This is a genomic window from Marinactinospora endophytica (assembly GCF_054780875.1).
In genome coordinates this window covers 163,294-189,625 of sequence record NZ_BAAGVM010000007.1, presented here as the reverse complement: position 1 = coordinate 189,625, position 26,332 = coordinate 163,294, and the positions used below count along the sequence as shown (strand labels likewise).

The following is a 26,332-nucleotide window of genomic DNA, read 5'->3' as shown; positions in this document are numbered from 1 at the left end:
CGCGGGAACGCCCCCGCCGCCCCGGCACAACGGAGGGAAACGGTTTAGGGTCGGACATGTCATCAGCTCCTGATTAGCTGGTGGCCACGCCCCCGGACGCCTGATCCGCGTCGCGGGGGTCGGTTCGTTCCCCAGCCTTGCCGAACAGGGGGGAATGGGGATCGGCCTACCTGTAGGCCAATCTGTAGACCAGACTGGAGCCATGCCCCCCGAGACGTTCGGTGCGATGATCTGCCGAGCGCGTAAGGAACGCGGTTGGTCGCAATCCAGACTCGCTGAAGAACTGGCCCAGGTGTCCGGGCGTTCGACCGTCACCCGCCAAGAGGTCTACCGCTGGGAGAAGGGGCGCCGCGTGCCCCGCTTCTGGCTTCCGCACATCGCGACCGCGCTCGACATTCCACGGGACCGCCTCGAACGCGCGATAGCCGCGAATGGCGCCTCTGATGACTCGCCTGACCCGGCAGCGACCCTGACCACGCTGCTGCCCGATGGAGACCCGCTGACGCCGCTGACGGCCTCGACCGGCCGGCGCGTCGGCGCGCAGGACGCGCGCGACCTGGCGGCACGGGTGCACGGGCTGCGGCTCGCTGACGACGTGCTCGCCGGTCGCGACCTGGTCTCGCCCGCTCGCCGAGAACTGGCCGCCGCGCTCCGGCTCTACCGGGAGGGAAGGCACACCGAGGCGGTGGGCAGGTCCCTTCTGGTCGCCATCGGGGAACTGGCCCAGATCGTGGGGTGGATCGAATCCGACGCCGGACACCACGACCGCGCAGAGGCGACCTACCGTCTCGGTGTGTCCGCCGCGCGCGAGGCCGGGGACCTGACCCTTGCCGGAAACGTCGCCGGCTCCCTGGCCTACCAGTGGACGAACACCGGACGCCAGCGGGAAGGGCTCGCCCTCGCGCGCGCGGCACTCGACGACGCCGGGCCGGACGCCCCTGGTAAAGCACGAGCCCTGTTCTTCGATCGTGTCGCGTGGGCGCACGCGAGCATCGGGGAAGCCCAAGCCGCCATGCGGGCGCTTGAACACGCACACGAGGCACTGGTAGCCGCAGAGCCAGAAGCCGCGCCGGAATGGGCGTACTGGGTGAGCGAGGACGAGCTTCGCGTCATGGACGCGCGGGTGTACACAGAGCTTCGCCGGCCGCTGCGCGCCGTCCCCCTACTACGGGATGTGCTCAACCGGTATAACGCCGCCCACGCCCGAGAACTCGCGCTCTACCTGTCGTGGCTCGCGGTCGCCTACGCCGACGCCAACGAGCCGGAGGCGGCCGCGGAGACGACGGCGCGGATGTTCGCCTTGTCCGCCGATGTCGCCAGTGACCGCACGGCGGAGCGTTCCCAGGTCGTGCTCTGTCGTCTTGCCGACTTCGAGGACGTTCCCGAAGTCCGCGCCGTATTAGGCGTCGCGTGACCTGCCCCCGCCACTCCCTGCCGGGTACCCAACGAAAGCACTCGGCAGGGGATGAGTAGAACGTTCCGACGAACTTCCCATCCACCACACGCAGCGCCTCAGACTGCGCCATGCGTTCGGGCAGGAAGAGCCACCTTACCTGGGCTGAAACGGCTCCCCTCCGCGTACACATTCAGTACATACCAGCGCGAGAGCCCCAATGATCCCGGGGGAAGAACCGGGAGGAGTTTTCGCAGGCGACCACGGGTCGACCGGCATCCTCGCGAGTCCGGAAGTCCCCTCGACCGAACAGAAGGTCGGGGGTTCGAATCCTCCCGAGTGCGCCACATGAAATCACGGAACGAGACCCTGAGCTGCGGCTACAGGTCAGGGTCTCGTTTCGTGTCGGCGACTCCGACGGCGACTGCCGGGCCTCGCATGACAGTAAGACGCCGACAACAGGCCCTCTGGCCTGCGGCTACACGAAGCACTGGGCTGGGTGCAAAAGAAGTCGGAAGGTTGCTCCTTCTTTCACGCGCGGCCATCCCCACGGGCTTTTCAGCGCTGGGCACCGGGATGGCGCGGAGCGGATGTGGTCGTCGAGTGGCAAGCCGTCCCCGTCGACCCGCACCCTCATGTGTGGGAGGTCACCAAACGGCATGGACCGGCGGATCGACCGCGGCGTTCCGCCGAGCCGAGCGGACCATGGCGGTGAACCACCCCGGGAGTACGCCTGAACGGGGCCACGTTAACTCGGCCCGGCGGACCCCGCACCGCGGCGGCCGGTTCGGTGCCGTCACCGGCCGCTCCGTTCCCACCGGCGACAACACCGCCGGAATCCCTGCCTTGGTCCAGGCCTGCGACGACGAGCCCGAGAGCCGCCTGCACGAGGGGGCGGGCCCTCGGCCGGCGCTCAGCGGCCTCGGTCGGCAGGGCTGAGCGTGGCTGTTCGCCCGAGCCCTCCAGCGGGCCATGGCGTGGACGCGCCTGCGGGCCAAACACCGCGGAGAGGACGATGAGCATTTCGGCGTAGGTTCGGGCGGTGGTAGGGGCGTCGCGGAACCGGTCCGGGAAACCGCGCCCCGCCTCCGATGGGGCACAGAGTTCCGCGGAGCCCCCACGCGCCGCGTACACCGGTGCACCTCACGGCGTCGCTCCGAGCCGACCGTGTCGGAGAGTATCCAGCGGTCGGGTGAGTCAGCTCCTGGTGCCGGTGGCTGCGCGCAGGACCGCGGTGTCGCGGGCGGCCATCGCCTCCAGCAGGCCGGCGCCGCGCTGCCGGAGCAGGCGCACGCTGAGCGCGGGTGTCACGCCCAGGACGATGGCGGCCAGCAGGCCGGCGACCAGGACGCTCCCCCACCACGGACCACCGATAACGCCGGGCAGGATGGCACCCAGCAGGACTACTGGGAAGATCGTCATCTGCCCGCCCGTCGGATCGCCCGCTTGCTGCCCCGGGTAGACGCGATCGCGGGCGTCGGCGCCCACGGCCGGCATCACGAGCGCGAGCAGCGGTGCCCCGGCGCAGCCCGCGGCGGCCGCGGCGATGGCGCCGCCAACGGCGGCGCCTCCCAAGGGAGAGCCGGTCGCGGCCCACAGCACAGCCGCCAGCGCGATGGACGGCAGGCCGAACATCAGCGCCCACGCCGCCATTCGCCCGTGCACGTCGGCCTTGAGGGCGCCCGGTGTGGTGAGGAGTTGCCACTGGGCCGTGCCGTCCAGGGCGTAGGTGTTGACCGCGGCCATCGCGCCGAACACGGCTGCCGCCGGGCCGACCAGGGGCAGCGCCCAGATCCAGTCGGTGGCGGCGATGACGAGCGCCATCAGCAGCGGTGTCAGCCAGGCGCTGCGCAGCTCGACGCCGCGCGCCGGGTCCCGCAGCCAGGTGGCCAGCTCTCGCGAGACGACCGCGGCCACCTGCGGCGTCGTGAACGGCAAGGACAGCGCACGTCCCGGTACGGCGGGCCGCCGCGCTCTCGCCTGGCGAGGCGGCCGGCGCAGGACGCGAACCGTCAGCGCGATCCAGCAGAGCTGCAACAGGGCGCCCAATGCCAGCAGTGCGGCAAGTGGCAGCAGGACCGGCCCCGCACCGGCGCCGTCGCGGGCGGCGAGTGCCGCGCCGTACCCCCAGCCGGTAGGCGATGCGGCGAGCACGTCGACCATCGGCTCGGGCAGTCGCCCGGCCGTGGGGATCACCAGGGTGGTGTCCCCCACGCCGAGGAGCGGCAGCAGCCAGGCCGCGACCGGCACCCATCCGGCGAACGACAGCGCGAGCATGATCGCGGTCTGGACGGCGGCCAGAGTCATCCCGACCCGGGTCTGCAGCAGCCAGGCCGCCAGTGCCGCCACCGTCTTGCCCGCCCAGACGAGCAGATACAGCTGGGCCACCACCGCGGCCACGGCGGCCGCCACCGCCACCGTGCCGCCCGGCGCGGCCAGCACCACCAGCGACGACAGGCACGCCAGTGTGATCAGCGGGCCGACGCCCAGCAGTTCGGTCCACGACAGCGCCCGCGCCAGCCGCCACTGCCGCAGCGGGTAACCGCGCAGCCACTCACGGGAGATCACGGAGGGGTCATGGCGGGGCTGGGCCAGCGGCCCGAACAGCCACATGCCACCCCAGACCGTGAGCGCCACGGCGATCCAGCCCTCGTGGATCACGCCTCGGGTGCTCAAGGACGCGCCCGCGATCACCAGGGCCGCCAGGATCAGCCCGGCGACCAGGCTGAAAGCGCGCTCGTTGTGTGAGCCGTTGCGGAACAATCGCAGCTTGAGCGCGAACAAGGCGCGGGTCATGCCAGCCACTCCAGCGTACGCACCGGATCGGCGCCCACCAGCTCGACGAACCGCTCGTTCAGCGTTGAGCCCGCGGCCACCTGCTCCACCGGCCCCTCGACCAGCACCCGGCCGCCGGCCACCACCGCCACCCGACGGCAGTTGCGCTCGACGAAGTCCATGATGTGGCTCGACAGCACCACCGTGCCGCCGGCCTCGACGTACTGCTTGAGCACCTGCTCGATGGAACGGGCCGAAACCGGGTCGATCGCCTCGAACGGCTCGTCCAGCACCAGCACCCGGGGCCGGTGCAGGAGCGCCAGCGCAAGATTGATCTTCTTGCGCATGCCCGTGGAGTACTCAACGATCAGCGTCCGGGGAACCGCGTCGAGCCCGAGGATCTCCAACAGGTCGCCCGCCCGCGCCCGCCAGCCGCCGTCCAGGCCGCGCAGCCCGGCGCTGTAGCGCAGGACCTCGACGGCGGTCAGCCGTTCGGGCAGGGACAGCCCGTCCGTCATGACACCGAGCTGTGCGAGTGCTGCCTCGCGCGCGGTGCGCAGATCATGGCCGGCGACCCTGACCGTGCCCGCGGTCGGACGGCGCAACCCGCACATGGCCGTCAGGATCGTGGTCTTACCGGCGCCGTTGGGGCCCACGATGCCGTAGAACATCCCCGGTGGAATAGTGAGGTTGAGCCGGTCGACGGCGAGCACGGTGCCGAAGCGCTGAGTCAGGCCCGCCACTTCGACGGCGGGGACGCAGGAATTCCGCAACAGACTCCCTCACTCGGCCGTGTGCGTGAGGATCGCATCGGCCAGCTCCCGGTGGGTCTCCAGCGGCAGCGTGTGCCCCATACCCGCCACGATCATCAGCCGCGCACCCGGGATCTGCTCGGCGATGACCGCACCGTGGCCCGGCTTGGCCGGCTCGTGGCTGCCCTCGATGACCAGCGTGGGCGCCTTCACCTGGTCCAGCACCCCCACCGGCTCGAAATCAGGATCGGCCATCGCGGCCAACCGATGGTTGGCCACTGCCGATAGGTCGCGGGCCCGGTCGTAGACGCGTTCCTGCAGCCGGCGCGCCGCGTCCTCGTCGAAGGGCAGCCCGGTGCCGTGCAGCACGCGCTGCTCGGCGATCATGCCGTCGATCCGCGCACGCCTGCTCTCCGGCGGTGGGGCGGCCATCAACGCGCGGTAGAAGGCCACGAACTCCGGCGTCGGCTCGGGCAGGCTGCCCTCGGGCTGCGGCTGGCCCGTCAGTGCCCGCATAAGGACCTGGCCCTCGCCGCCGCCGAGTGGCGAGGAGGCGATGGCGGTCAGCGAACGCACCCGCTTCGGCTGTTCCACCGCGATGAGCTGGCCGAGCAGACCGCCCGCTGAGTGGCCGACCAGGTGCGCGCTGTCCAGGCCGTGGGTGTCCATCACGCGGTAGACGTCGTTCTTGATGTCGTTCCAGGTGTAGGGCTCCGTCGCGAAGTCGGCGGTGCCTGACATGCCGGTGTCACGGTGGTCGTACCGGATCACCCGGCGGCCTCCGGCGGTCAGGCGACCGACGAACTCGTCCGGCCACAGGACGCCCTGCGACATCGAACCCATGATCAGCAGGATCGGCGTGTCCGTCGCGGCGCCGAACTCTTCGCTCCAGATGTCTGTGCTGCGCATGTCTCAGAGCATGCCGTCTTCGGGTGCGGACGCCTTCTGTAGAACTACTAGTCGCGCCAGTTCCGTACGGGAGCTGATGCCCAGCTTCGGATAGATCTTGTACAGGTGGTACTCGACCGTACGCGGGCTCAGGAAGAGCCGGGCGGCGATCTGCTTGCTCGACAGCCCGTCGGCGACCAGGCCCGCGATGCGCAACTCCTGCGGGGACAGGGCGTCGCGCACGGGTGTGGGCGGTGCCTGCCCGCTCTCGCCCGCCGCCCGCAGCTCCTCCCGCGCGCGCCGGGCCCACGGCCGGGCACCTGCCTGCTCGAAAATCTCCCACGCCATCCGCAGGTGCGCTCGCGCCTGGCCTGGGCGCTGCGCGCGCCGCAGGCGTTCACCCAGCAGCAGAGCCGTTCTGGCCGCCTCGAAAGGGTTGGTGTGCAGCCGCAGCGCCTCGCCGAAGGCGTCCTCCGACGATTCGGCCAGGCCCCGGCAGCGGGCCAGCAGCGCGCGGGATTCGGACGTCGCGGCGTGCTCGGTCGATCGCTCGTAGTCCGAAAGCGCCGCTCGGGCACCGGCCTCGTCGCCCGCGCCCACCGCGGCCTCGACGCGGTCCGGCGCAGTCCGCCACACCACGGTCGGATGTCCGGCGCCCGGTCCCGCCGCGGCGATGGCCGTGAAGCGGTCGTGCGCCGCCGCGAACCGGCCCAGGCACAACTCCAGCAGTGCCAGCGCGTACGACGCCACCCCCGCGCTCAATCCCACCCGGTGGGGGATGGCGATGGCCAGCGCCTCGCGGGCCTGCCGCTCGCATGACTCCGCCTCGCCCCGCAGCGCCGCCAGCACGGCCAGGTTGGCCAGGTGCGCGGCCACCGTGTTCTCATATCCGGCCTCCCGGGCCAGCGCCAGGCCCTCTTCTGAGACGGCCTGGCTGCGCGACAGCCGACCGGCGAGGCGGTCGGCTGTCGCCACGAACTCCAGCACGACGGGCAGCTGCCCGGTCATCCCCGACACCCTGGCCACACGCCCGGCCCGCTCGGCCATCTCGGTCGCCAGGTCCGATTCGCCCAGAGCGCTGGCCGCGGCCGTCGCCCACAGGCGGCCCGCCGCGTCCTCCAGCTCGCCGGCCCGCGCCAGTGCCCGCCGCAGGAGGCCCGGCCCGGCAGGGTCGCCGCTCAGCGTCAGCCCGATCCCGGCCACCGTGTCCCGCAGGAACCCCTCGGGGTGCGCCGCCGCCCGTCGGCCGAGCTCGACGATGGCCGCCGTGTCGCCGACGTATGAGGCCGCCTCCACGGCGTCGGCCAGCATGTCCAGGGTGTCGCCCGCGGCCAGGATCCGCACGGCCTCGGCGGCATTGCCCGAGTTCAGCTCGAACCGGCCCCGAAGCTGGGCGATCTCCATGGCGAGGGTGGTGTCCCCCTCGGCCCGTTCGCGCGCCTCGGCCAGCAGCGACTCCGCCTGCCCCGGGCGGCCGCCGAGCCAGGCCGCCACGGCGGCGTCCTTCAGCCGGACGGCGCGGGCGCGCGGCCCGGGGGTCAGCTCGGCGGCCCTGGACAGGGCGGTGGCGGCGGCACCGTATCCGCCGCGGTCACGTGCCCGCGCGGCGGCCTCCGCCAGCGCGAGAGCGACCGGCTCGGTCTGTCCCAGGGCGGCTCCAGCCAGATGCCAGGCCCTACGGTCGCCCGCGGTCTGCTCCGCCAGGGCGGCGTGCACGTGGCGGACCTCGGCGGGGGTGGCCGCCTCGTGGACCGCGGATCGCATGAGCGGGTGACGGAAGCGCACGTCGGTGCCCGAAACCTCGGCCAGCCCGCTCTCCTCCAGTTCGGCGAAGGCCGCCGCCACCACTGACGCCGCCGCCTCCGATCCCGCCCCGGCCACCAACCGCTCGGCGCTACGCAGGACCGCCTCAAGGTCGGCCTCGACGGCGGCGAGCAGCGCGACCAGCCGCGCGGGGGCCGACAACGCGGTCACCCGGCCGCCGAAGAGCCGGGCGCCGCCGGGCAGCGGGTCGGGCAGCGGCTGGCGGCCGGCGAGTTGCGCGGGCGTCAGCCGGGCCGCGATCTCGTTCAGGGCCAGGGGGTTCGCCCCGGTCAGCGTGATGAGTTCCCGTCTCACCGAGGCGGCCAGGAGCAGCCCGTGCCGGGATTCCAGCAGCTCGGCCGCAGCATCCTCGGGCAGGCCGCGCACGTCCACCGTCGTCGGCACTCCCTTGACTGGAGCGTCGCCGCGGACGGCGATCAACATCGCGATCCGTTCGGTGGCCAGCCGCCGGGCGGCGAACAGCAGCGCGTCGGCCGAGGCCCGGTCGGCCCATTGGAAGTCGTCGACCACGCAGATCAGGCCCTCCGGACCGGCGGCCTCGGCCAGCAGCGACAGCACGCCGGCGCCCAGGAGGAAGCGGTCGCCCGCACCGTCGGCGGAGTGCCCCAGGATCGCTCGCACGGCGTCGCGCTGCGGCCCGGGCAGCGCCTCCAGCGATCCCGCTACCGGCCAGAGCAACTGGTGCAGTGCCGCGAACGCCAGGTCGGACTCGGACTCGACGCCGCTGGTCCGCAGCACCCTCATCGCCTCGCCCCGCCCGGCCGCCGCGTCGAGCAGGGCGGTCTTGCCCGCGCCGGCCTCACCCCGGAGCACAACCGCCCCGCCGCAGCCTTGGCGGGCCTGTGCGATCACCTCGTCGAGCGCACTGAGTTCCGCAAACCTTCCGTAGAGCACAAAAACCCACTGTAGAGGGGCGATCGGAATACGGATCGCCGCTCCGGGGAGACGAACGGGCGGCGCCTGATCGGCTTCCCGTCCCAGGGCGGCTCATCCTCGACACCGCCGAGAGCGCGGGGCTGTCCGCGCTGTCTCGTGTCGGGTTCTTTAGAGGCGCGGAATCAACGCCTCGTCCTGTGTTGACCCGTTCTGTTGCCGGTAGAAGCCGTCCACGAACTCCGCTGGGAGGATCAGGCCGATCTCGCCGTGCAGGCGGCGGTGGTCGAACCAGTCCACGTACCCGGCCACCGCGATCTCCCCCTCCCCCAGGTTCTTCCACGGGCCGCGGTCACGGATCAGCTCGGCCTTGAACAGCGAGTGCGACGCCTCGGCCAGAGCGTTGCCGTAGGAATCGCCGGTGGCGCCGACGGAAGCCACCACGCCCGCCTCGGCCGACCGCTGGGTGCAGCGCACCACCGGATACTGCACTGCGCGGTCGGAGTGGTGGACCAGCCCGTCCAACCTGCGCCCGACGTGCTCGCGGTTCCACACCGCCATCTCCAACGCGCCAGCGCCGGATCGGGGCGCAACGACCGCGGCCCATCACCCGGCGAGAGAACACATCGATCACGAACGCGGCGTAGACCCACCCGGCGAAGGTGCGGATGTAGGTGATATCGGCGACCCGCAACCGGTTCGGAGCATCCGCGGTGAACGCTCTCTCGACCAGGTCCGGGCGCATGTCCGGTCCCGGGGCCGGGGTGGTGGTGCGCGGGCTCCTGCCGCGGGCGATGCCCCGCGAACCGGCTTGGCGCGTCAGCAGGTGAACGGTGCGGCGGGCCGCGCGGTGGCCCTGCCGGTTCAGCCCGGCGTGGACCTTGTCGACCCCGTAGCCGGTGCACCTGCCGGATCTCGACGGTGGTGGCCGCATCGGTGCGCGAACGCAGCGACGGCCCGCCACCGGATGCCACGGCGCCCCGTGTCCCCGGTGAACACGTGATCCGTCTCCGTCCAGGCCCCCGCGACGCTTGAGGCGTTGCCTCCCCGGGTACACCCACCAACGCCCGAGGGCCCCGGCCGGCCCCGGTGACGGCGGGTCGGGGCGGAGCCACCCGAGGGCTTGTCCCCCATGCGAGCTACAGCCAGGTGTCCACCGTGAGGTGACGATTTCCGGCTGCCGGATCCGTAGCGTTCAGTGCAGCCCGCGGCGCATCGGTCGCGGCCCGGCAGAAGGGTTTCCATGAGGTTCGTCTGGCAGTTCCTGACCGTGATGGCGATATACGCCCTGGGCGGCATCAGCGTCAGCGCGGTGGTGGAGAACGACTGGCTCACGCTCGTCCTCGGCATAGTGGTCGCCATACTGATCGTGCTCGGGTACAGGTGGGTGGTGCGGCGGACCGAGCACCGGCCCGCCACGGACGCGGCTTGGAAGGGCGCCGCCTCCCGGACCGGCTGGGGCGTCCTGATCGGCGTCGGCATGTTCGCGGCCGTCATCGCGATCCTCTTCGCCTCCGGGTACTACGACGTCATCGGTCTGGGCTCGGTGACCGGCACGCTGGGGCTGCTCGGCTTCATGCTCGCCGCCGCGGTGACCGAGGAAGTGGTGTACCGAGGCGTGCTGTTCCGGATCGTCGAGGAGCACATCGGCACGTACTTGGCCCTGGCGCTGACCGGCCTCGTGTTCGGCCTCTCGCACCTGTTCAACGAGCACGCGACCCTGTGGGGCGCCATCGCCATCGCGATCGAGGCCGGCTTCATGCTCGCCGCCGTGTACGCCGCCACCCGCAGCCTCTGGGTGGCGATCGGCGTGCACTTCGGCTGGAACTTCGCCGCGGCCGGCATCTTCAGCACCGTGGTCTCCGGCAACGGCACCAACCAGGGCCTCCTGGAGGGCACGATGTCGGGTCCGGCGCTGCTCACCGGCGGCGACTTCGGACCGGAGGGCAGCGTGTACTCGGTGGCCTTCGGGGCGTTGCTGACCCTGGTGTTCCTGTGGCTGGCCCACCGGCGTGGAAACATCGTGCCCTTCGGTTCCCGGCGGACCGCGGGAGCCGACTCCGCCGCTACACTGCCCCGGTGATCGATCGTCGACGTGTCATGGAGCTGTGGCACCGGCTCGATGTCACGGTCCGGGATCTCCCGCTGGGGATACTGCTCCTCGTGGCGTCGACCGTGCCGGCGCTCCACGGCAACGGGACGGAGGTCGGCGGCCTGCCGACCCGTCCCGCTGATCTGCTGGCCGGTGTGGCGGCCGTCCTGCAGTGCCTTCCGCTCGCCGTGCGCCGGCGGTGGCCGCTCGTCTGTCTCATCCTGGTGTCGGGCGGCTTCGTCCTCGACCAGTTGCGCGGCTACCACCTCGTGGCCGGCACCGCGCTGCCCATCGCGCTGCTGAGCGCAGGGTCGTATCTGGAGCGGTACCGGCGCAGCACCATGATCGCCTCGTCCGTGGCGTTCGCGGCCCTGGCGGTCGCGCTCCACCACCTCGGGCCCGGCAAAGGGGTGGCCGAGTTCCTGTCGTTCTACCTGGTGCTGGCCCTTATATGGGGCGTCGGCGCGGGGTTGCGCTCCGCCCGGATCGCGGAGGCCGAACGCCGCATCCACGTCGCCGAGGCCGCCCGCGCCGCCGAGCGCACCCGGATCGCCCGCGAGCTCCACGACGTCGTGACCCATCACGTGACGGCGATGGTGGTGCAGTCCGAGGCCGCCCGGTACCTGACCGCCTCGCCCGACCGCCTCGACCAGACCCTGGTCGCCATCAGCGACACCGGCCGGCGGGCCATCACGGACCTGCGGCACCTGCTCGACCTGCTCGACCCCGACCACGGCACCGGTGGCGAGGACAGGACACCACCCGTCGGCCGGGTGCTCACGCTCGTCGAGCAGACGCGGCTGGCCGGGCAGCCGGTGGAGCTGACCGAGGAGGGCACGCCGCCGACCTCGACCGGCAGCGCCGACCTCGTGGCCTACCGGGTCGTTCAGGAGGCCCTGACGAACGCGCTCAAGTACGACCACGGCGGCCGGACCTCGGTCCTGGTGCGCCACAGCGAAAGGGACATCACCGTGGAGGTCGGCACGGACGGCTCCGGTTCGCGGGCCGGCTCCCCCGGCGGCAGCGGGCGGGGACTGGAGAACCTGCGCGAACGGGTCAACGTCCTGGGCGGCGACTTCAGCGCGGGCCAGCAGAGCGGCGGCGGCTTCCTCGTCCGGGCGCGGATACCCGCGGGAAGCCCGGCGTGAGCACGCCCATCCGAGTGCTGGTCTGCGACGACCAGGCGCTGATCCGCACCGGGCTGTCGACCATCATCGACGCGCAGCCCGACCTGGCGGTGGCGGGCGAGTGCGGAGACGGGCGCACCGCCGTGGAGCTCGCCCGCCGACTGCGCCCCGACGTCGTGGTGATGGACGTGCGCATGCCGATCCTCGACGGCATCGAGGCCACCCGGCTGCTCGCCGGCGCCGGGGTCGAACACCCCGTGAAAGTGCTCGTGGTGACGACGTTCAACCTGGACGAGTACGTCTACGAGGCATTGCGGGCCGGAGCCAGCGGGTTCCTGCTCAAGGACGCGCCGCCGGACCGGCTGCTCCACGGAATCCGGACCGTGGCCATGGGCACGGCGCTGTTGGACCCCCAGGTGACACGTCAGCTCGTGGGCCGTTACGCCGCCCGTATCCGGCCCGTCGAGAACGGCGCGCGGGACACCCCGCTGACACCCCGCGAACTGGAGGTCCTCCGCCTCATCGCGGACGGGCTGTCCAACAGCGAGATCGCCGCGACGCTCGTCATCAGCCACGAGACCGTCAAGACCTTCGTATCCCGCATCCTCACCAAACTCGGCCTACGCGACCGCGTCCAGGCCGTCGTCTACGCCTACCGACACGGACTGGTGACCTAGCCCGTCCCGCGTGGGATCCTCGCGAAAGTGTCGGCCACCGTGGCCGCCTGCTCTTGGACACTTGGCGACCGCCTGCCGTGGAGCTGGTCCCTTTCAGTGGGAGGCGCCGGGCGTGCACGTCGCACTCATGTGCGGTGGGAACAGGCGGTCAGGGCCAGAGATCGGACGACAGGAGCCGGGTCGCCTCGATCGGTGGAAGCCCGTCATCCAGTTCACGCAGTCGCCGGTAGAGCTGACGCATGTCCGCTTTGCCCGGGACGTACTTCTTCTGCACTGCACGTTCCAAGATGGCCAGCGTGCTGACCAGGGTGATCGACCCCACCGGACGCCCGCTGCGGCGGAGCCGTTCGAGGCGGTTGATCTCCGAGGTGGCCGTCCGCGCTCCTTCTCCGTCGTCGATGAGCACGGTCACCTTCTGGCCGGCCTCGGCAATGACGACCGCGTGCGCGATGACCATAACCTCGCCCAAATCCTTGGGACGTTTCAGCCGTTCAGCCATGGGCTGGTGGGAGATGCGCTGGATGACGGCTGCGAGTTCGGGAGTCTGGTCGTCGGACAGGATCCGCATCCACTCGAGGGCCGGCTTCCGCCGGACACCTGCGGCGGCGCGGAAACGCTCATCCTGCCGGGATTTGTCGAAAACCTCGCTCTGTACAGCCTCTGGAGCACTGAGCTTGCCCAGAACGCCGATGAGGAGACGCTCTTGATCGATCGAGAGGAAGTTCAGGCCGGGACCGGCGTCGATGATCGGCCGATGACTCATCCATTCCCACTCGTTGTCGTGTCAGGAGTCTCGACATCGCGCTCAGGCGCGTTGAGAGCCTCGTCCAAAGCCGCGAGGCCGGCTTCGGCATCCGGCGGCTCGGTGGAGTCGGCCCACGCGACCGGCCGTTCGCGTCGGTCAGCGGCCTCCGCTCCCCGCCGCCTCGGAGCGTGAGGACGACCGGGACCGAGAGCGGTCCCGTCCGGTGTCAGGTCCGGCAGGGCGTGCGCCGGCCGCCACTACGAGGGCGCGCCGGGGCAGGCGGTACCACCCGCTGGAGCGGTCGCCGCGCCCCGTCCGGCGCCAAGCGGACCACGATCCCCGTGGCCGCAGACCACCGGTCTCTCCTCTTTAATGCGCCGACCACCGTGAGAGGTTCTTCCATCACCCTTCAGAGGGCGATGGGCTCATACCGCATCGCGATTTCGGCGATCTCCTCAGGTGACAACTCCTCCCTGCCCTCGACATACCTATTCGGATGGTAGATGAGGCCCGTCACATAAGGGCAGAGAACTCCTCGCTCCAACCTGGCCATCTCCTCCTCGCTTTCAACACCGTTCTGATCGTTCTCCAAGATCCTCTCGACGAGTCCCATGATCTCTTCTCTGGACAGCCCCACGGGCGGATCACCTCCGTAGCGGTAACCGCCGTCAAGGATGTCACGGCGGCATGGGGACGTGACGACCTGGATATCGCCGATCCCACGCACACCGCCTCCTTGATCGGCGGGGTTCCATGATGCGGCTCATATGGACCGTGGCCTGGAATTCCCCGTTCCGGGACCACGGACGGTGCCGGACCCCCTTGGTCTTCCGGACCGGACCGCCGGGCGAGTTCAGGGTATTCGCCACCGCTTTCCAGCAGGCTTCACGGAAGACTCCGAGGGCGGAAGCGCTCCTTCCTCCAAGGTGATCGACGACCTGCCGGGGTACCCGGCCGGTACATCCTTCACCTTCTCCCGGCCACCTCCCGGTGATCACCGGGACGCTCTCCATCTGCCGCCGTTCCGAGGGTGTCACGCGGCCGGGTGGTGGCCGGAGCCTGTTCTCGCGTCTCGCCTCCCGCTCCGCTGTCGCCACGATCCTCGTTGGTGTCGTGTACGAGGATGTCCGTCCGGCCTGCCGCGCCGTGCCAGGTGTGCGGGCCGGCGGCGGACGCGTCCTCCTCATCGGCGCCGGCGCCGTCGCACAACGTGGCGGGGACGCGGTGCCGCGGTTCGCGCGGAGCCGGCCCGATCCGGTCCGGGCGGCCCACCGGGGAGGCCACGAGAGCCGCCGCCCCCTCACGCCCAGAGGGCGGGGCGAAGACCCGGACCTCTCGACCGGCGGCGGGCCGTCATCCGAGGCGCGGTTCCTCCCCACGGTGCTCACCGAGACGACCGGCCGTTTCCCCAGCCCCGCGTCCGGTCACCGTTCGCGCAACTCATCAGGGCTCCCTCCCCTGGTACCGGTATGTCTCTCATCCCTCCCAGGGTTGCCGGCCTCCGTCACACCTGGCGCGCGCAGGCCCGCGGTCAGCCCTTCTCCGGACCGGTCGTCTCCTTATCCAGGACGCCGGTGCGCGAACATGAACACGCACGCCGGCGCTTCCTCCGCGCCCCGGCCGGACACGGGCAGCGGCAACCCCTGCGGACACTCCCGCAGCGCACGGCCCAGCTCTTCGGCGGGGAGTTCCCACGTCGGCGTGTCCGCCCACTTCGGCTTCCCTCCGGACGGCCGGCCCCGATGGCGTGGATCCACGGTCATCTCACAGAGAGTCTCCACGGCCACCGGCCACAGCGGCATACCCCTGTGAATGACGACCATGCGCATCGGCCCTGTTGACAAGGTAGGCCAGGACCAGCCGGAGCCCGCACTCGTCCGAATGCCTCTACCCCTTCTCTCGCCTCTCTTCATCCGCCAATTCCGGATGCATGTCATGGATGTATCCGATCATGTCCCGCAGAACACCCCGCCAGGTCTCCGTGTCCTCATCGGGCTCATACCCACTCCTCCACTCGATGGTGACAAGGTGGCCGATCTCCTCCTCACTGAGATCAGAGGACAGCATCATCTCGATCTCCTGAAGAATTATCCGCGATTTATCCAGTGATTTTGAATGCCTCTTCCGGAAGATGTCCTCAAGACCATCGCCCTCGATGTCCCAGTCCTGGTGCATGCTTCCCGCAAAGAAGTCCTCCAGATATTCGTACATCATCTCTCCTCTCACACCTGTGGATCAGTCAACCGGGTAATCAGTGCAGACACTGCACCCCAATGGACTATCCGGTTCCCTGTCCAGGACCACGGTGGCCCTCTCCGGAGCCCCCTCCACCCATCCGGCCGGATTCTTCTCACTCCCCTGCCGAGTGAAATTCGAGGCCGTGGGCCCAGACGTCGCCGGCCAGGCTGGTGGTCATCTCGGTGACGGTATCGATGGGGTTGAGGACGCTGTCGACCAGGTCGGTGGCGTCGTCGGCGAGCGCGTTATCGGCGCCGGTGCCCTGGCGCGCGCAGGCCCGCGGTCAGCCCTTCTCCGGACCGGTCGTCTCCTTATCCAGGACGCCGGTGCGCGAACATGAACACGCACGCCGGCGCTTCCTCCGCACACCGGCCGGACACGGGCAGCGGCAACCCCGGCGGACACTCCCGCAGCGCGCGGCCCAGCTCTTCGGCGGGGAGTTCCCACGCCGGCCCCCTCCGGACGGCCGGCCCGGATGGCGTGGATCCACGGTCATCTCACAGAGAGTCTCCACGGCCACCGGCCACAGCGGCATACCCCCTGTGAATGACGACCATGCGTATCGGCCCTGTTGAGAAGGTAGGCCAGGACCAGCCGGAGCCCGCACTCGTCCCGAAGGTTCCAGAGCGCGCCGATACGATCCTTCGCGTACCTCCCGGATGCCTCTGCTACTCCTTCTCTCGCCTCTCTCCATCTGCCAATTCCGGATGCATGTCATGGATGTATCCGATCATGTCCCGCAGAACACCCCGCCAGGTCTCCGTGTCCTCATCGGGCTCGTACCCGCTGCTCCACTGGATGGTGACAAGGTGGTCGATCTCCTCCTCACTGAGATCAGAGGACAGCATCATCTCGATCTCGTGGAGTATCCTCCGCGATTCATCCAATGCATTTACATGCCTCTTCCGAAAGATTTCCTCAAGACTATCGCCATCGAGATCCCAGTCCTGATGCATGCCCCCCGCAAAGAATTTTCTCAGATATTCGTACATCATCTCTCCTCTCGCACCTCTGGATCACTCAACCGGGTAAGCAGTGTAGATACTGTACCCCAATGGACTATCCGGATCCCTCTCCAGAACCACGGTGACCCTCTCTGGAGCTCCCTCCACCCATCCGGTCGGGTTCTTCTTACTCCCCTGTCGAGCGAAAGATGTACCCAGAACTCCCTGATCGACATCTATATTCTCAAGTTCTAGTCGAACATAGCCCTTCGATCCCGTATCCACCCTCTCCAGCCACTCCTCGATCTTCACTTTCTCCTGATCAAGGACGGTCGCGACCGCACGCTCCGCGGTTTCCCTATCAGTCCATCTCGTCGCGACCCTCCCCGAAGGGGGACCGATTCCTATCGTCCGATTACGCAAATACTCATCACTGACGCCGACATGGCGCTCCAAGGTATGGCCTCCCATATCCTCGTGGGCCTGTAGGCCTCCGCCTGGTACAAGACGGCAGGCGTCGTTGTGAACGAGGACGTCTGTCCGGCCTGCCGCGACGTGGTAGGTGTGCAGGTCGGCGACGGTGAGGTTGTGGACCCGCTGGTGGGCGGTGCGGATGTCCAGGGCGGTGACCTGGATCCAGGTGCCGGCGGATGTCTGCAGCCAGGCGCCCGGCGTCAGGTCGATGGCGTCGGTCCAGGTCTGGGCGGTGGGAACCCAGAAGGGGTGGCCGTCGGTGGCGGTGAGCCGGCCGGTGTCGCCGTCGGTGTCGGTGACAGTGATCTCCACCAGCGTCGTGGGGCCGTGGCCGTCGATGAGGTCGGTGACGGGGCGCGGCCCGGACTCCCCGGTGAGAGGGTCGGTGGCCCAGACATGATCGCCGACTCCGACGTCCTCGATGGGGCGGTGGGCGCCGTCGGCCATCAGCACGAGAGTGCCGGGGACGAAGCTGTTACGGGCGCACGAGGATCCGTCGCCGTCCTGGCTGTCCTGGCCGTCCTGGTCAGGCCGGTCGTCCGGGGAGTTGGGGGGAGGCTGGCCGGGATCGGCACCGTCGGCGTGGAAGTGGGGGGTGTTGGCTCCGGGCGGGTCGGGGGTGCCCTCGGCGATGGCCTGGGTCAGCTTGCCGCCTCGGCCCAGCCACCCCACGCCGGGAATGAAGTAGGAGCCGAGGTTCCACGCGCCGCGCCCCAGGGCCCCGGCGTAATCGCCGCTGCTCCAGGAGCCGGTGACCTCCTCGTCGACCACGCTGCGGTACAGGCTGCCCACGCTCAGCGGGGACTCCCACGCCCCGTAGCGGATGTTCTCCTTCAGGAAGGTCTCCGCGGCGCCGAGGTAGTCGCCCTCGTCAAGCCGCTCGCGGACCTGGTCGGCGGTTTCGAGGCCGTGGGCCCAGACGTCGCCGGCCAGGCTGGTGGCCATCTCGGTGGCGGTGTCGATGGGGTTGAGGACGGTGTCGACCAGGTCGGTGGCGTCGTCGGCGATCCCCCCGCCGGCGCCGGTGAGGAAGCGCCACGTGCTGTCCAGGAGCCCACCGCCGGCGTCAGCGGTGTTCTCGGAGGTGTCGGCGGCGGGCTGGATCTGCGGCTCGGCCGGCCCCGGCACAGTCTCCTCGTCGTCCCGTGAGGAGGCATCCTCCTGCTCCTCCTCAGCGGGCGGACTGTCGAGGGGATCCTGTTCCTCGTTGCCGGCGACGGGCACGTTCCCTTGATCAGCGCCGGTGCCGTCGAAGATGGAGTCGACGGCACCGGTGACGCCGTCGCGCAACGTGGTGGGGATGCCAGAGCCGATCAGGACGGCCATGATGGCCGCGACCAGCATGATGACCGCGCTGTACTCGACGAAGGAGGCGCCCCGGTCGGGGTCGTGGATTCTGCGCAGCATGAAAGGCCACCGGGGGAATCAGGGGGTGGGGGTGGTGGGGCCGTGGTGAGGTCAGCGGGCCAGGAGCGCCTCGCGGGCCCGGCCGCGGGTGAGTAGTCCCAGGGTCAGCAGCGGCAGCAGCATCTGCGTCAGCGCGCTCGGACTGGGAAGATTGCCCAGCGCCAACAGCAGGGTCAGCACCTGAAGGACCGCGATCCCCCAGAACAGCACCCGGCCGCCGCGAGGCAGGCGCAGCGCGAACACGAGCGCGAACACGCCGGGCAGCGCCACCCAGGTCAGCTCGCCCAGGATCACCGCGTCGACCTCGACGACCATCAACGCTCCGACCACGGCCAGCAGGGTCAGCCCGGCCGTGATGAATAGCAACAGGCGTACGGCCTTCAACTCCACCGGCAATCCGCGCTTCACGTGGCTCCTCCGGGAGGTTCTTGATTCATCGGCTCCCCTGTGCGGGGCTGGAACCACACAAATTAATCGGGATTTACCTCCACGGATGCCGCGAAATGCCCTTTAACCCCCATCTGGCCACATCAGGCCTTTCCCCTGGGGCGTCGGCGCGAAGAAACCACCTGGACGCCCTTCCGTCTGATCCGTGTCAGCCATTCGATTCCTTCACCCGATTTGGACAAGGAGGCGAAAAGGACAGAGGATTTCCAGGTACGGCGGAACACCCGATGAGGGCGAACGGCAGCAGGAGCGTCATCGACATGGGAGAACCCGGCGCTGGACAACGCCGCCCGATATGCCGTGGAGCAAGGAGTCTGATCGGTCCACGGATCCGGAAGACCTGGGGCGATTCCTCCCGATTACGCATCGCCGCGACGGAAAGACAGAGTCCGACCTGCACAGACAGGCCGGGCCTTCCCCACGTCCGGAGGGTGGGAGGAGAACCGGGACGGTCCGCGTCGCGCGTTCACCGCACACGGCGCCGAGCGTTCAGGACGCGGCTGAGCGAGACATCCAGGCGGACGCGCAACAGGCCGGAAGGTTCGTCCAGAGCCGTCTCGGCCGTCGGCTTCCTGACTCTTCGGGGTATCTCGTGACTATTGGCGCACTCACTTCGCGCGCCGTCCGCGCGTCCGGCCGATACGGCCTATGCGGGTCCCCTCCGGCACCTGTCCGTCCGACGGAAATCAAATGGGCAGGTGGGTGGCGACTTCGGTGAGGGCGACACCGATGCCAGTCGACATGAGGAGGAATACCCCGCACCCGCTTCCTCCCCGCGTCGCGGCCACCGGCTGGGGACGGGCGGAAGGACGGGAAAGAACGCCGTCGGCAGGCTGGTCACGCTGGAAAGGCTCGGTGAACTGCCGCTTGTACTCGGTTACCGTCAACTGACGCGGGCGCCAGAATTCGTGCCATTCGGGCCGCGCGGATCCCGATTCGGCCGCGAGGCGTTCGGCCACCTCCCGGCCCCGGCTGTCGCTGAAGACGCCGGAACTCGCCGCAACCGCCGCCACCTCGCCTTCCAGCACCTTGCGGGCCTCGTCGACCGTCATGACGGGGACGTTGGCGGCGCGCGCCTGGCCCAGCCGGGGGTCAAAGCCGTCGGTTCCCACTACGACCAGCCGCACCGTCTTGGTGAGGTTCTTGGCAACCGTCGCCCCATTGGCGAGTGCGTAGTCCAGTAGTTCCTCCATACCGGGTGCCTCGCCCACCGGCAGCAGGCGCCACCCCTTCAGCCGCCGGTTCTGTGGACGGTGGGCCGTCGCCGCTTCCTGTAGGTCCTGGATGAGGTGGGTGGCACCCAGGTTCTTGGCGGCTGCCCGCAACTCCTTGAACTCCGCCGAGGTCACGACCCCGTCGGCTTCGGCCCGCCGGCGAGCCAGGGCCAATGTGTCCTCGTGGACCTGCTGGGCGGTGAGCTGCGTGAGGCCGGCCCGTGTCGCGAGGACGGCCAGGTTCTGGGCTTCCTCGCCGACGACCTTGCCGTCGGAGAGTGCGAGCTCAAGCAGGGATCGGTAGTCGCGCAGCGCCTCAGGGCGCGGCGGCGGAGGCGTCTGCGTCCGCGGCAGGCAGGCGACGAGGTTGCTCAGCCACCCTTCCGTGCCCTTGCGCATTCCCAGGACGCGCGGAGCGACGAACCCCTGCCGGGGCAGCTCGGGCAACCGGACCGGGGACGGTCCTTGCCAGAACAGCGGCTGGGGAGCGTTCGTGAGGAGTTCGGCGAGCATGCGTCCGGCTCCTCTGGCCGTCCCCAAAGCGCCCTGCTCGCCACTTGGCCAGCTCCCCGTCAGCATCTGGTGCACGTTCTCGAACCGGTAGCCGTAGCGTTCGAACTGGGTCCGGGCTGTCACCAGAGTGCACAACCCCGGCACACCCTGGAAGCGCACCCCCAGCCGCTCGAACTCCGCGATGAGGAACTTTTCGAAGAACTCCAGGTTGTGTCCGACCACGACCGCGTCACCGAGGTAGGCGAGCAGGTCGCCGGCGATGTGTTCGAACCGAGGGGCCCCTTTGACGTCGGCGTTGGTGATGCCGTGGAACTCGTCGTTGGTGATTTTGAGGCCCGGATCGACCAAGGTCGCGTACTCATCCAGTACCTCGCCGTTGCCACGCATACGCACCACGGCGACTTCGCAGATCCGCGATCCCCGCTTGGGGTACAGACCCGTCGTTTGGAGGTTGACCAACGCATACACCGATCGACGCGCGTCACTGCCGCCTTGCCGCGCCAATTGTCCATAAGTGAACACTGTCCACCTTCGTCCTAAAAAGGGGGTTTTTCCCATTCGGTTGCGCCGGCCGGGGCACCGTGCCGGGGAACTGTCGACCGACGCCGTTGTGACGAACACGCACGAATGAGACGTCTGGTGACGACACGCGGATGTCATCGACCGACCAAGGGAAACCGCGCGGCTCTGCAAACCGGGACTCCCGGTTGCCTTTCTCCCCCGACCTCACGGCCACTCCGCAGATCGGTGTACCTCAACGGACGAAAGCCCTCCGACGGCTCATCGGACTTCCCACCGCCGCAAGGACGGGTGGTCTTCGGCTTCTTTCCTCAGCCACGCGCCACGACGGCGGTACACCAGCCGGAGTCGGCGCCGTTTCACCCCTGGGTGGGGTAATCGAGGAACCGCGTCTCAACCATGTGGTGCTTGGCCCGCAGTCAGGCCACCTCACCGCCCCGCGAGGAGGCGTCCTCCTCTTCCTCGGCGGCCGGACCGACGGGGGTGCATACTCCTCGGTACCGGCGGCGGGCCGTCATCCGAGGCGCGGTTCCTCCCCGCGGTGCTCACCGAGACGGCCGGCGCGTTCCCCCACCCCCGCGTCCGGTCGCCGTTCGCGCCTTCTCGGCTGCGGGGCGGCGTTCCGCGCTCCCTGTCCGCCGTCGACGAGTACCGCCACCCCGCCTCCCGATTCGGCGACGACCGTGCGCGCAATGCGCCGTCTCGCCCGGCCCCTCGGACCCCTCGACCCGTCTGCCCAGGGTCGGGGGGTGACGCGCCGGACGGCGGCCGGCGGGGCGGACCGTCCTCGGGCGGGCCGCGACCGACGGGGACGGATTGCGCTACCGGGCGTTCGCCGCGCCCCGTCTCCCGGCCCTACCCGCGGCCCGTCCGAGCCGAGCGCGGACGGCGACCCCGGCGCAGGCGATCACGGCGACACCGCCGAGGACGGTGGGCCAGGTGAGCCGTTCCCCCAGGAGCAGCGCGGCCCAGCACAGGGTCATCACGGGCTGGACGAGCTGGACCTGGCTGACCTGCGCCATCGGCCCGATCGCGAGCCCGCGATACCAGGCGAAGAAGCCGAGGAACATGCTCACCACGGCGAGGTAGGCGAACGCGGCCCACTCGACGGGGGCACCGGCCGGGGGATGCCGGACGATCGAGGCGCCGGCGAGGACGGCCGTCAACGGGGCGGAGAGCACGAGCGCCCAGGAGATGGTCTGCCAGGCGCCGAGCTCGCGGGCGAGGAGCCCGCCTTCCGCGTAGCCGATCGCGGCGACGATGACGGCGCCGAACAGGAGGAGGTCGGAGCGGTGGAGGTCACCGAACCCGCCGTCCTGGAGCGAGGCGAACCCGACCGCGGCGACCGCGCCCGCAGCCGCCATGCCCCAGAACGACTTCGGGGGGCGTTCGCGTCCGCGGAGCACGGCCGTCACCGCGGTCGCGGCGGGCAGGAGCGCGACCACGACGGCACCGTGACCGGCGGGGGCGGTGGTGAGCGCGAACGAGGTCAACACGGGGAAGCCGACGACCACGCCAGCGGCGACGACCGCCAGACGCGCCCACTGGGCGCCGCGAGGCGAGCGCCGCCCGGCGATCGCCAGCGCGACCGCGGCGAGCAGCGCGGCGACGACCGCCCGGGCGGATCCGACGAACAGTGGCGACATCCCGCCGCCCTCGACCGCGACGCGTGTGAGCGGGACGGTGAGGGAGAACGCCGTGACGCCGACCAGCCCCCACCACAGACCCGCGCGCGCGGGGGATAGCACTGGCGCCGTCATATCGATAGCGCTACTATCATTTTTCATGTCTGACGATAGCAGTTCCCGAATCGTCGCAGGGCTTCGCGAATGGATCGCGACAGCGCCCCCCGGGGCGCGGCTACCGTCCACGCGCGCGCTGGTCGCGCAGTACGGGGCGAGCCCGGTCACGGTGCAGAAGGCACTGCGGACCCTGGCGGCGCAGGGAATGGTGGAGAGCCGGCCCGGCGTGGGGACCTTCGTCCGCGCGGTCCGCGTGGCCCGCCCGAACGACTACGGCTGGCAGACCGCGGCACTCGGGACACCACCGAACCGCGGCCCACGCCTGTCCACGGCGTTGCGACCGGCCCCTAACGACGTGATCGCCCTGCACTCGGGGTACCCGGACCGGGAGCTGCTGCCCGAGCGCCTGGTGCGCGCCGCGTTCGGCCGCGCCGCCCGCGGCGACGCCGCCCTCGCCCGCCCGCCGGCCGCGGGGCTGCCGGAGCTTCAAGCGTGGTTCGCGGCCGAACTGGGCGCGGCGGCCCCGGCCGGGATCACGCCCCCGACTCCGGGCGACGTCGTCATCCTCCCCGGCAGCCAGAGCGGCCTCAGCGCCGCGTTCCGCGCCCTTGTCGGCGCCGGTCGTCCCCTGCTGATGGAGTCACCGACCTACTGGGGCGCCATCCTCGCGGCCGCTCAGGCGGGCGTCCGGGTCGTGCCCGTCCCCAGCGGCGTTCACGGCCCCGACCCCGACGAGCTGGCGCGCGCGTTCGCGCAGACGGGCGCCCGCGCGTTCTACGCGCAACCGAACTTCGCCAACCCCACCGGCGCCCAATGGACCCCGGACCTGGCCGACCGTGTCCTCGGCGTCGTCCGCCGGCACGGCGCGTTCCTGGTCGAGGACGACTGGGCGCACGACCTCGGTATCACCGCGGACCCGGTCCCGCTCGCCGCCCGAGACGACAGCGGGCATGTCGTGTACCTGCGGTCGCTGACCAAGAGCGTGTCCCCGGCCGTGCGCGTCGCCGGGATCGTCGCGCGCGGCCCGGCTCGCGAACGCATCCTCACCGACGTCCAGGCCGGGGCCATGTACGTCAGCGGCGTGTTGCAGGCCGTCGCCTTCGACGTCGTGACCCAGCCCGCCTGGCGCACGCACCTGCGCGGCCTCCGCCGGCAGCTGGCCGCCCGCCGCGACCTCCTGGCCGACGCCCTGCGGGAGCACGCCCCCGCCGCTCACCTGGAGGCCGTGCCCCGGGGAGGGCTGAACCTGTGGGTGCGGCTGCCGGATACCACCGACCTGCCCGGGCTCGTCGAGGAGTGCGGGCGCGCCGGGGTCGTCGTCGCCCCCGGCGACGAATGGTTCCCCGCCGAGCCCACCGGCCCCCACCTTCGGCTCAACTACGCGGGCCCGAACCCCGGCGCCTTCCCCGATGGCGCGCGCGTCATCGGCCGGGCGCTCGCCCGGCAGCGGGCGGGGTGAGGGGCGGTGCCGTGGTCGGCGGGAGCGCCCCCGCCGAAGGAGGAGACGCGATCGAAACGGGTCTCGCGCCGGAACAGTCTGCGGCCCTTCTCCCACGGCGTCGTCCTTGTTCCCCGGTCACAGGGCGAGAATCCGCAGGACGGACCGGCGTTTCGTCTCGTGGGCGGGGAGAGGAACGATGAGCGCGGTGGCACCCTCCACGTCCGCGATCATGGCGACCACCGGTTCGCCGTGGTGCCGCGACCGGCGATCGGCTCCTCCGTCGCTCCGTTCCTCCCCGGAGGCGGGAGCCGACCACCGTTCACCGTCGAAAGGGACGCCGTCCGCCGCCTTCGCCTCCGTCTGGAGGGGTTCGCCGGTCCGGCCCGTATGGCGGCCGCCCCGAGCAGGGGCGCGTAGGTCCCGGCCGGGGGGGGCGGAACCTCTTCGGACCGGACCGTTCCTCGATGACGGGGGATTCCCCTGACCGCCCATCGGACTCTCCACACCCCGCCGAATCAGACGGGCCTCCCTCGGCCATTCGTCGCAGATCGTCCTCGGCCGGGAACCGCCATGACCTCCATCTCCCGGTGTTCGGCATCACTGCCGGATCTCCCGGCGCGAGAACAGGCGCCGCTCCGCCTTACCTGGAACGACGCCCGCGCGGAGGATCAAGCAGCCGGAAAGAGGGTCACCGTGACCCGTCGGATCATCCCCCCACGAGGTTGAGGCCCACGGCACCGACGATGATCGCCCCGAGACCGAGCAACCGGGTCCGAGACACCGGTTCCCTGAGGAAGAGCATGCCGACCACCGCGACCCCCACCGCCCCGATCCCCACCCACACCGCGTACGCCGTGCCGACGGGCAGATCCCGCAGCGCGTAGGAGAGCATCCCGAGACTGATCATCGCCACCGCGACCCCGAACACCGCCCAGAACGGACGGGTCAGTCCTTCCGCCTTCTTCAGGGCCAGCGACCAGACGATCTCGAGCAGGCCCGCCACGATGAGAATGCCCCACGCCATAGAAAGCCCCCTAGACCCGTGAAACGTGGCGCGTGTCCCGCTCGTCCTCGGAGCGAGCGGACTTCTCAGACAGGTTGAGCCCGATCACGCCGGCGAGGATCAGGACGAGGAAGAGCACCCGAGGCCAGGTGACCGGCTCGGCGAAGAGCACCATGCCGGCCACCGCGACGCCAAGCGCCCCGATCCCCACCCACACCGCGTACGCCGTGCCGACGGGCAGATCCCGCAGCGCGTAGGAGAGCATCCCCAGGCTGATCATCGCCACCGCGACCCCGACCACCGTCCAGACTGGATTGTCCAGGCCGCCGGCCTCCTTGAGCGCGACCGCCCACACGATCTCCAGCAGTGCGGCGAGGAAGAGGATGCCCCAGGCCAGGGCCCCGGAGCGCGCGCGAGCGCGACCGGAGTCCCCGCCCTCCCCTGCGCCTGTTGTCATGCGGTGACACCTCCGTCCACGGTGATGGAGGTCCCGGTGATGTAGGCGCCGGCGGGCCCGGCGAGGTGCGCGACGGTGGCGGCGATGTCGGCGGTGGTGCCGTAGCGTCCCAGAGCGGTCACCGCGCGCTCCGCCTCGGCCTCCTCGCTGTCGGCCGGGTTCATCTCGGTGTCCGTGGAGCCCGGGTGGACGACGGTCGCGGTGATCCCGCGCGGCCCCAGGTCACGGGCGAGCCCCTTGGTGAAGCCGACCAGCGAGGACTTGCTCATGGAGTACAGGCTGATGCCGGGGCCGGGGACCCGCTCGACCAGGCTGCTGCCGATGCTGATGATGCGGCCTCCCTCGCCCATGTGCCGGACGGCCGCCTTCACCGCGACGAACACCGCGCGAACGTGGATCGCCATGGTGTTCTCGTAGTCGTCGAGGGTCAGCTCCTCGATGCTCCCATAGGGGAAGATCCCGGCGTTGTTGACGAGGATGTCCAGTCCGCCGAGTTCCGCGGCGGCCTGGTCGACAGCGGACGTCACCGCTTGGGGGTCGGTCGCGTCGGCCTGGATGGCGATGGCCTTCCCCCCTGCCTCCTCGACGCCGCGGACGACCTCCTTGGCCCGGTCGGGGGAGGCGTTGTAGGTGAACGCCACTGCGGCGCCCTCGGCGGCCAGGCGGCCGACGATGGCCGCCCCGATCCCCCTGCTTCCGCCGGTGACCAGCGCGACCTTGCCGTCAAGCGAACCCATCTTGTGTCCTCCACTGCGTTCGGGAAGCCGTGATCTAATTCAGTAGCGAT

The 26,332-nt window shown here is 70.4% G+C and carries 21 protein-coding genes; 5 read left to right on the top strand and 16 right to left on the bottom strand.

What is annotated here, in order from left to right; translation table 11 throughout:
- The first annotated feature begins 202 nt into the window (after window positions 1–202).
- Entirely contained in the window at window positions 203–1,414 is a 1,212-nt protein-coding gene (locus tag ACYVHU_RS15210; RefSeq protein ID WP_432937582.1) for a helix-turn-helix transcriptional regulator, read from the top strand.
- Window positions 1,415–2,590: 1,176 nt separating this feature from the next.
- Here the strand turns inward: ACYVHU_RS15210 and ACYVHU_RS15205 are convergent.
- The 5 genes from ACYVHU_RS15205 to ACYVHU_RS15185 all read right to left on the bottom strand — a co-directional run bounded on the left by ACYVHU_RS15205 (window position 2,591) and on the right by ACYVHU_RS15185 (window position 9,066).
- Entirely contained in the window at window positions 2,591–4,189 is a 1,599-nt protein-coding gene (locus ACYVHU_RS15205) for a hypothetical protein (RefSeq protein WP_498948815.1), read from the bottom strand.
- Entirely contained in the window at window positions 4,186–4,941 is a 756-nt protein-coding gene (locus ACYVHU_RS15200) for an ABC transporter ATP-binding protein (RefSeq protein WP_078761893.1), read from the bottom strand. Before ACYVHU_RS15200 ends, ACYVHU_RS15205 begins: the two co-directional genes overlap by 4 nt.
- 9 nt (window positions 4,942–4,950) lie before the next feature.
- Entirely contained in the window at window positions 4,951–5,829 is an 879-nt protein-coding gene (locus ACYVHU_RS15195) for an alpha/beta hydrolase (protein ID WP_078761894.1), read from the bottom strand.
- 3 nt (window positions 5,830–5,832) lie between these two features.
- The gene (locus ACYVHU_RS15190) at window positions 5,833–8,526 is read right to left on the bottom strand and encodes a helix-turn-helix transcriptional regulator (protein ID WP_078761895.1); all 2,694 of its coding nucleotides are present in this window, start codon (window positions 8,524–8,526) and stop codon (window positions 5,833–5,835) included.
- A gap of 150 nt (window positions 8,527–8,676) precedes the next feature.
- On the bottom strand, window positions 8,677–9,066 hold the full coding sequence (locus tag ACYVHU_RS15185) for an integrase core domain-containing protein (protein ID WP_078761896.1): 390 nt from the start codon (window positions 9,064–9,066) through the stop codon (window positions 8,677–8,679).
- Window positions 9,067–9,748: 682 nt separating this feature from the next.
- Here ACYVHU_RS15185 and ACYVHU_RS15180 point away from each other — a divergent pair.
- Genes ACYVHU_RS15180 through ACYVHU_RS15170 form a run of 3 tightly spaced genes read left to right on the top strand, consistent with a single transcriptional unit; the run spans window position 9,749 to window position 12,401 of the window.
- Window positions 9,749–10,588 carry a type II CAAX endopeptidase family protein gene (locus ACYVHU_RS15180; protein ID WP_078761897.1) on the top strand — a complete coding sequence of 280 codons (840 nt, stop codon included), beginning with the start codon at window positions 9,749–9,751 and terminating at the stop codon, window positions 10,586–10,588.
- The gene (locus ACYVHU_RS15175) at window positions 10,585–11,745 is read left to right on the top strand and encodes a sensor histidine kinase (RefSeq protein ID WP_078761898.1); all 1,161 of its coding nucleotides are present in this window, start codon (window positions 10,585–10,587) and stop codon (window positions 11,743–11,745) included. Before ACYVHU_RS15180 ends, ACYVHU_RS15175 begins: the two co-directional genes overlap by 4 nt.
- Window positions 11,742–12,401 carry a response regulator gene (locus ACYVHU_RS15170; RefSeq protein WP_078761899.1) on the top strand — a complete coding sequence of 220 codons (660 nt, stop codon included), beginning with the start codon at window positions 11,742–11,744 and terminating at the stop codon, window positions 12,399–12,401. Before ACYVHU_RS15175 ends, ACYVHU_RS15170 begins: the two co-directional genes overlap by 4 nt.
- Before the next feature lie 148 nt (window positions 12,402–12,549).
- Here the strand turns inward: ACYVHU_RS15170 and ACYVHU_RS15165 are convergent, their stop codons facing one another.
- The 8 genes from ACYVHU_RS15165 to ACYVHU_RS15130 form a co-directional block, all read right to left on the bottom strand.
- Entirely contained in the window at window positions 12,550–13,164 is a 615-nt protein-coding gene (locus tag ACYVHU_RS15165) for a PIN domain-containing protein (protein ID WP_078761900.1), read from the bottom strand.
- Window positions 13,165–13,555: 391 nt separating this feature from the next.
- Window positions 13,556–13,873, bottom strand: coding sequence for a hypothetical protein (locus tag ACYVHU_RS15160; RefSeq protein ID WP_078761901.1), 318 nt, complete (start codon window positions 13,871–13,873; stop codon window positions 13,556–13,558).
- Between the two features lie 1,160 nt (window positions 13,874–15,033).
- Window positions 15,034–15,360 (bottom strand): contact-dependent growth inhibition system immunity protein, encoded by a 327-nt coding sequence (locus tag ACYVHU_RS15155; RefSeq protein ID WP_432937606.1) that lies wholly within the window; start codon window positions 15,358–15,360, stop codon window positions 15,034–15,036.
- A 692-nt stretch (window positions 15,361–16,052) separates the two neighbouring features.
- Window positions 16,053–16,379, bottom strand: coding sequence for a contact-dependent growth inhibition system immunity protein (locus ACYVHU_RS15150; protein WP_432937609.1), 327 nt, complete (start codon window positions 16,377–16,379; stop codon window positions 16,053–16,055).
- 21 nt (window positions 16,380–16,400) lie between these two features.
- Window positions 16,401–18,209 (bottom strand): polymorphic toxin-type HINT domain-containing protein, encoded by a 1,809-nt coding sequence (locus ACYVHU_RS15145; protein WP_498948814.1) that lies wholly within the window; start codon window positions 18,207–18,209, stop codon window positions 16,401–16,403.
- 51 nt (window positions 18,210–18,260) lie between these two features.
- Window positions 18,261–18,617, bottom strand: a complete 357-nt coding sequence (locus ACYVHU_RS15140) for a hypothetical protein (RefSeq protein WP_498948812.1) — start codon at window positions 18,615–18,617, stop codon at window positions 18,261–18,263.
- A 725-nt stretch (window positions 18,618–19,342) separates the two neighbouring features.
- Complete coding sequence (locus tag ACYVHU_RS15135; RefSeq protein ID WP_498948811.1) at window positions 19,343–20,905, bottom strand: exonuclease domain-containing protein; 1,563 nt, start codon at window positions 20,903–20,905, stop codon at window positions 19,343–19,345.
- Between the two features lie 818 nt (window positions 20,906–21,723).
- Entirely contained in the window at window positions 21,724–22,650 is a 927-nt protein-coding gene (locus tag ACYVHU_RS15130) for a DMT family transporter (RefSeq protein WP_498948810.1), read from the bottom strand.
- A 37-nt stretch (window positions 22,651–22,687) separates the two neighbouring features.
- Between ACYVHU_RS15130 and ACYVHU_RS15125 the strand changes: the two genes are divergently transcribed.
- On the top strand, window positions 22,688–24,103 hold the full coding sequence (locus tag ACYVHU_RS15125) for an aminotransferase-like domain-containing protein (RefSeq protein WP_498948808.1): 1,416 nt from the start codon (window positions 22,688–22,690) through the stop codon (window positions 24,101–24,103).
- 688 nt (window positions 24,104–24,791) lie between these two features.
- Here ACYVHU_RS15125 and ACYVHU_RS15120 read toward each other — a convergent pair.
- The 3 genes from ACYVHU_RS15120 to ACYVHU_RS15110 are packed head-to-tail and all read right to left on the bottom strand — an operon-like array spanning window position 24,792 to window position 26,282.
- Window positions 24,792–25,109, bottom strand: coding sequence for a DMT family transporter (locus ACYVHU_RS15120; protein ID WP_498948807.1), 318 nt, complete (start codon window positions 25,107–25,109; stop codon window positions 24,792–24,794).
- 10 nt (window positions 25,110–25,119) lie between these two features.
- The gene (locus ACYVHU_RS15115) at window positions 25,120–25,545 is read right to left on the bottom strand and encodes a DMT family transporter (protein ID WP_144390104.1); all 426 of its coding nucleotides are present in this window, start codon (window positions 25,543–25,545) and stop codon (window positions 25,120–25,122) included.
- Window positions 25,542–26,282 (bottom strand): SDR family NAD(P)-dependent oxidoreductase, encoded by a 741-nt coding sequence (locus ACYVHU_RS15110; RefSeq protein ID WP_078761919.1) that lies wholly within the window; start codon window positions 26,280–26,282, stop codon window positions 25,542–25,544. The genes ACYVHU_RS15115 and ACYVHU_RS15110 overlap by 4 nt, the downstream gene beginning before the upstream one ends.
- Window positions 26,283–26,332 lie beyond the last annotated feature (50 nt).

Excerpts from the sequence above, each read along its gene's own strand:
- ACYVHU_RS15120 (WP_498948807.1), bottom strand. The coding sequence starts at position 25,109 with ATGGCGTGGGGCATTCTCATCGTGGCGGGCCTGCTCGAGATCGTCTGG.
- ACYVHU_RS15125 (WP_498948808.1), top strand. The coding sequence starts at position 22,688 with ATGTCTGACGATAGCAGTTCCCGAATCGTCGCAGGGCTTCGCGAATGG.
- ACYVHU_RS15210 (WP_432937582.1), top strand. The coding sequence starts at position 203 with ATGCCCCCCGAGACGTTCGGTGCGATGATCTGCCGAGCGCGTAAGGAA.
- ACYVHU_RS15110 (WP_078761919.1), bottom strand. The coding sequence starts at position 26,282 with ATGGGTTCGCTTGACGGCAAGGTCGCGCTGGTCACCGGCGGAAGCAGG.
- ACYVHU_RS15145 (WP_498948814.1), bottom strand. The coding sequence starts at position 18,209 with ATGCTGCGCAGAATCCACGACCCCGACCGGGGCGCCTCCTTCGTCGAG.
- ACYVHU_RS15205 (WP_498948815.1), bottom strand. The coding sequence starts at position 4,189 with ATGACCCGCGCCTTGTTCGCGCTCAAGCTGCGATTGTTCCGCAACGGC.
- ACYVHU_RS15155 (WP_432937606.1), bottom strand. The coding sequence starts at position 15,360 with ATGATGTACGAATATCTGGAGGACTTCTTTGCGGGAAGCATGCACCAG.
- ACYVHU_RS15180 (WP_078761897.1), top strand. The coding sequence starts at position 9,749 with ATGAGGTTCGTCTGGCAGTTCCTGACCGTGATGGCGATATACGCCCTG.
- ACYVHU_RS15115 (WP_144390104.1), bottom strand. The coding sequence starts at position 25,545 with ATGACAACAGGCGCAGGGGAGGGCGGGGACTCCGGTCGCGCTCGCGCG.
- ACYVHU_RS15165 (WP_078761900.1), bottom strand. The coding sequence starts at position 13,164 with ATGAGTCATCGGCCGATCATCGACGCCGGTCCCGGCCTGAACTTCCTC.
- ACYVHU_RS15185 (WP_078761896.1), bottom strand. The coding sequence starts at position 9,066 with ATGGCGGTGTGGAACCGCGAGCACGTCGGGCGCAGGTTGGACGGGCTG.
- ACYVHU_RS15195 (WP_078761894.1), bottom strand. The coding sequence starts at position 5,829 with ATGCGCAGCACAGACATCTGGAGCGAAGAGTTCGGCGCCGCGACGGAC.
- ACYVHU_RS15150 (WP_432937609.1), bottom strand. The coding sequence starts at position 16,379 with ATGATGTACGAATATCTGAGAAAATTCTTTGCGGGGGGCATGCATCAG.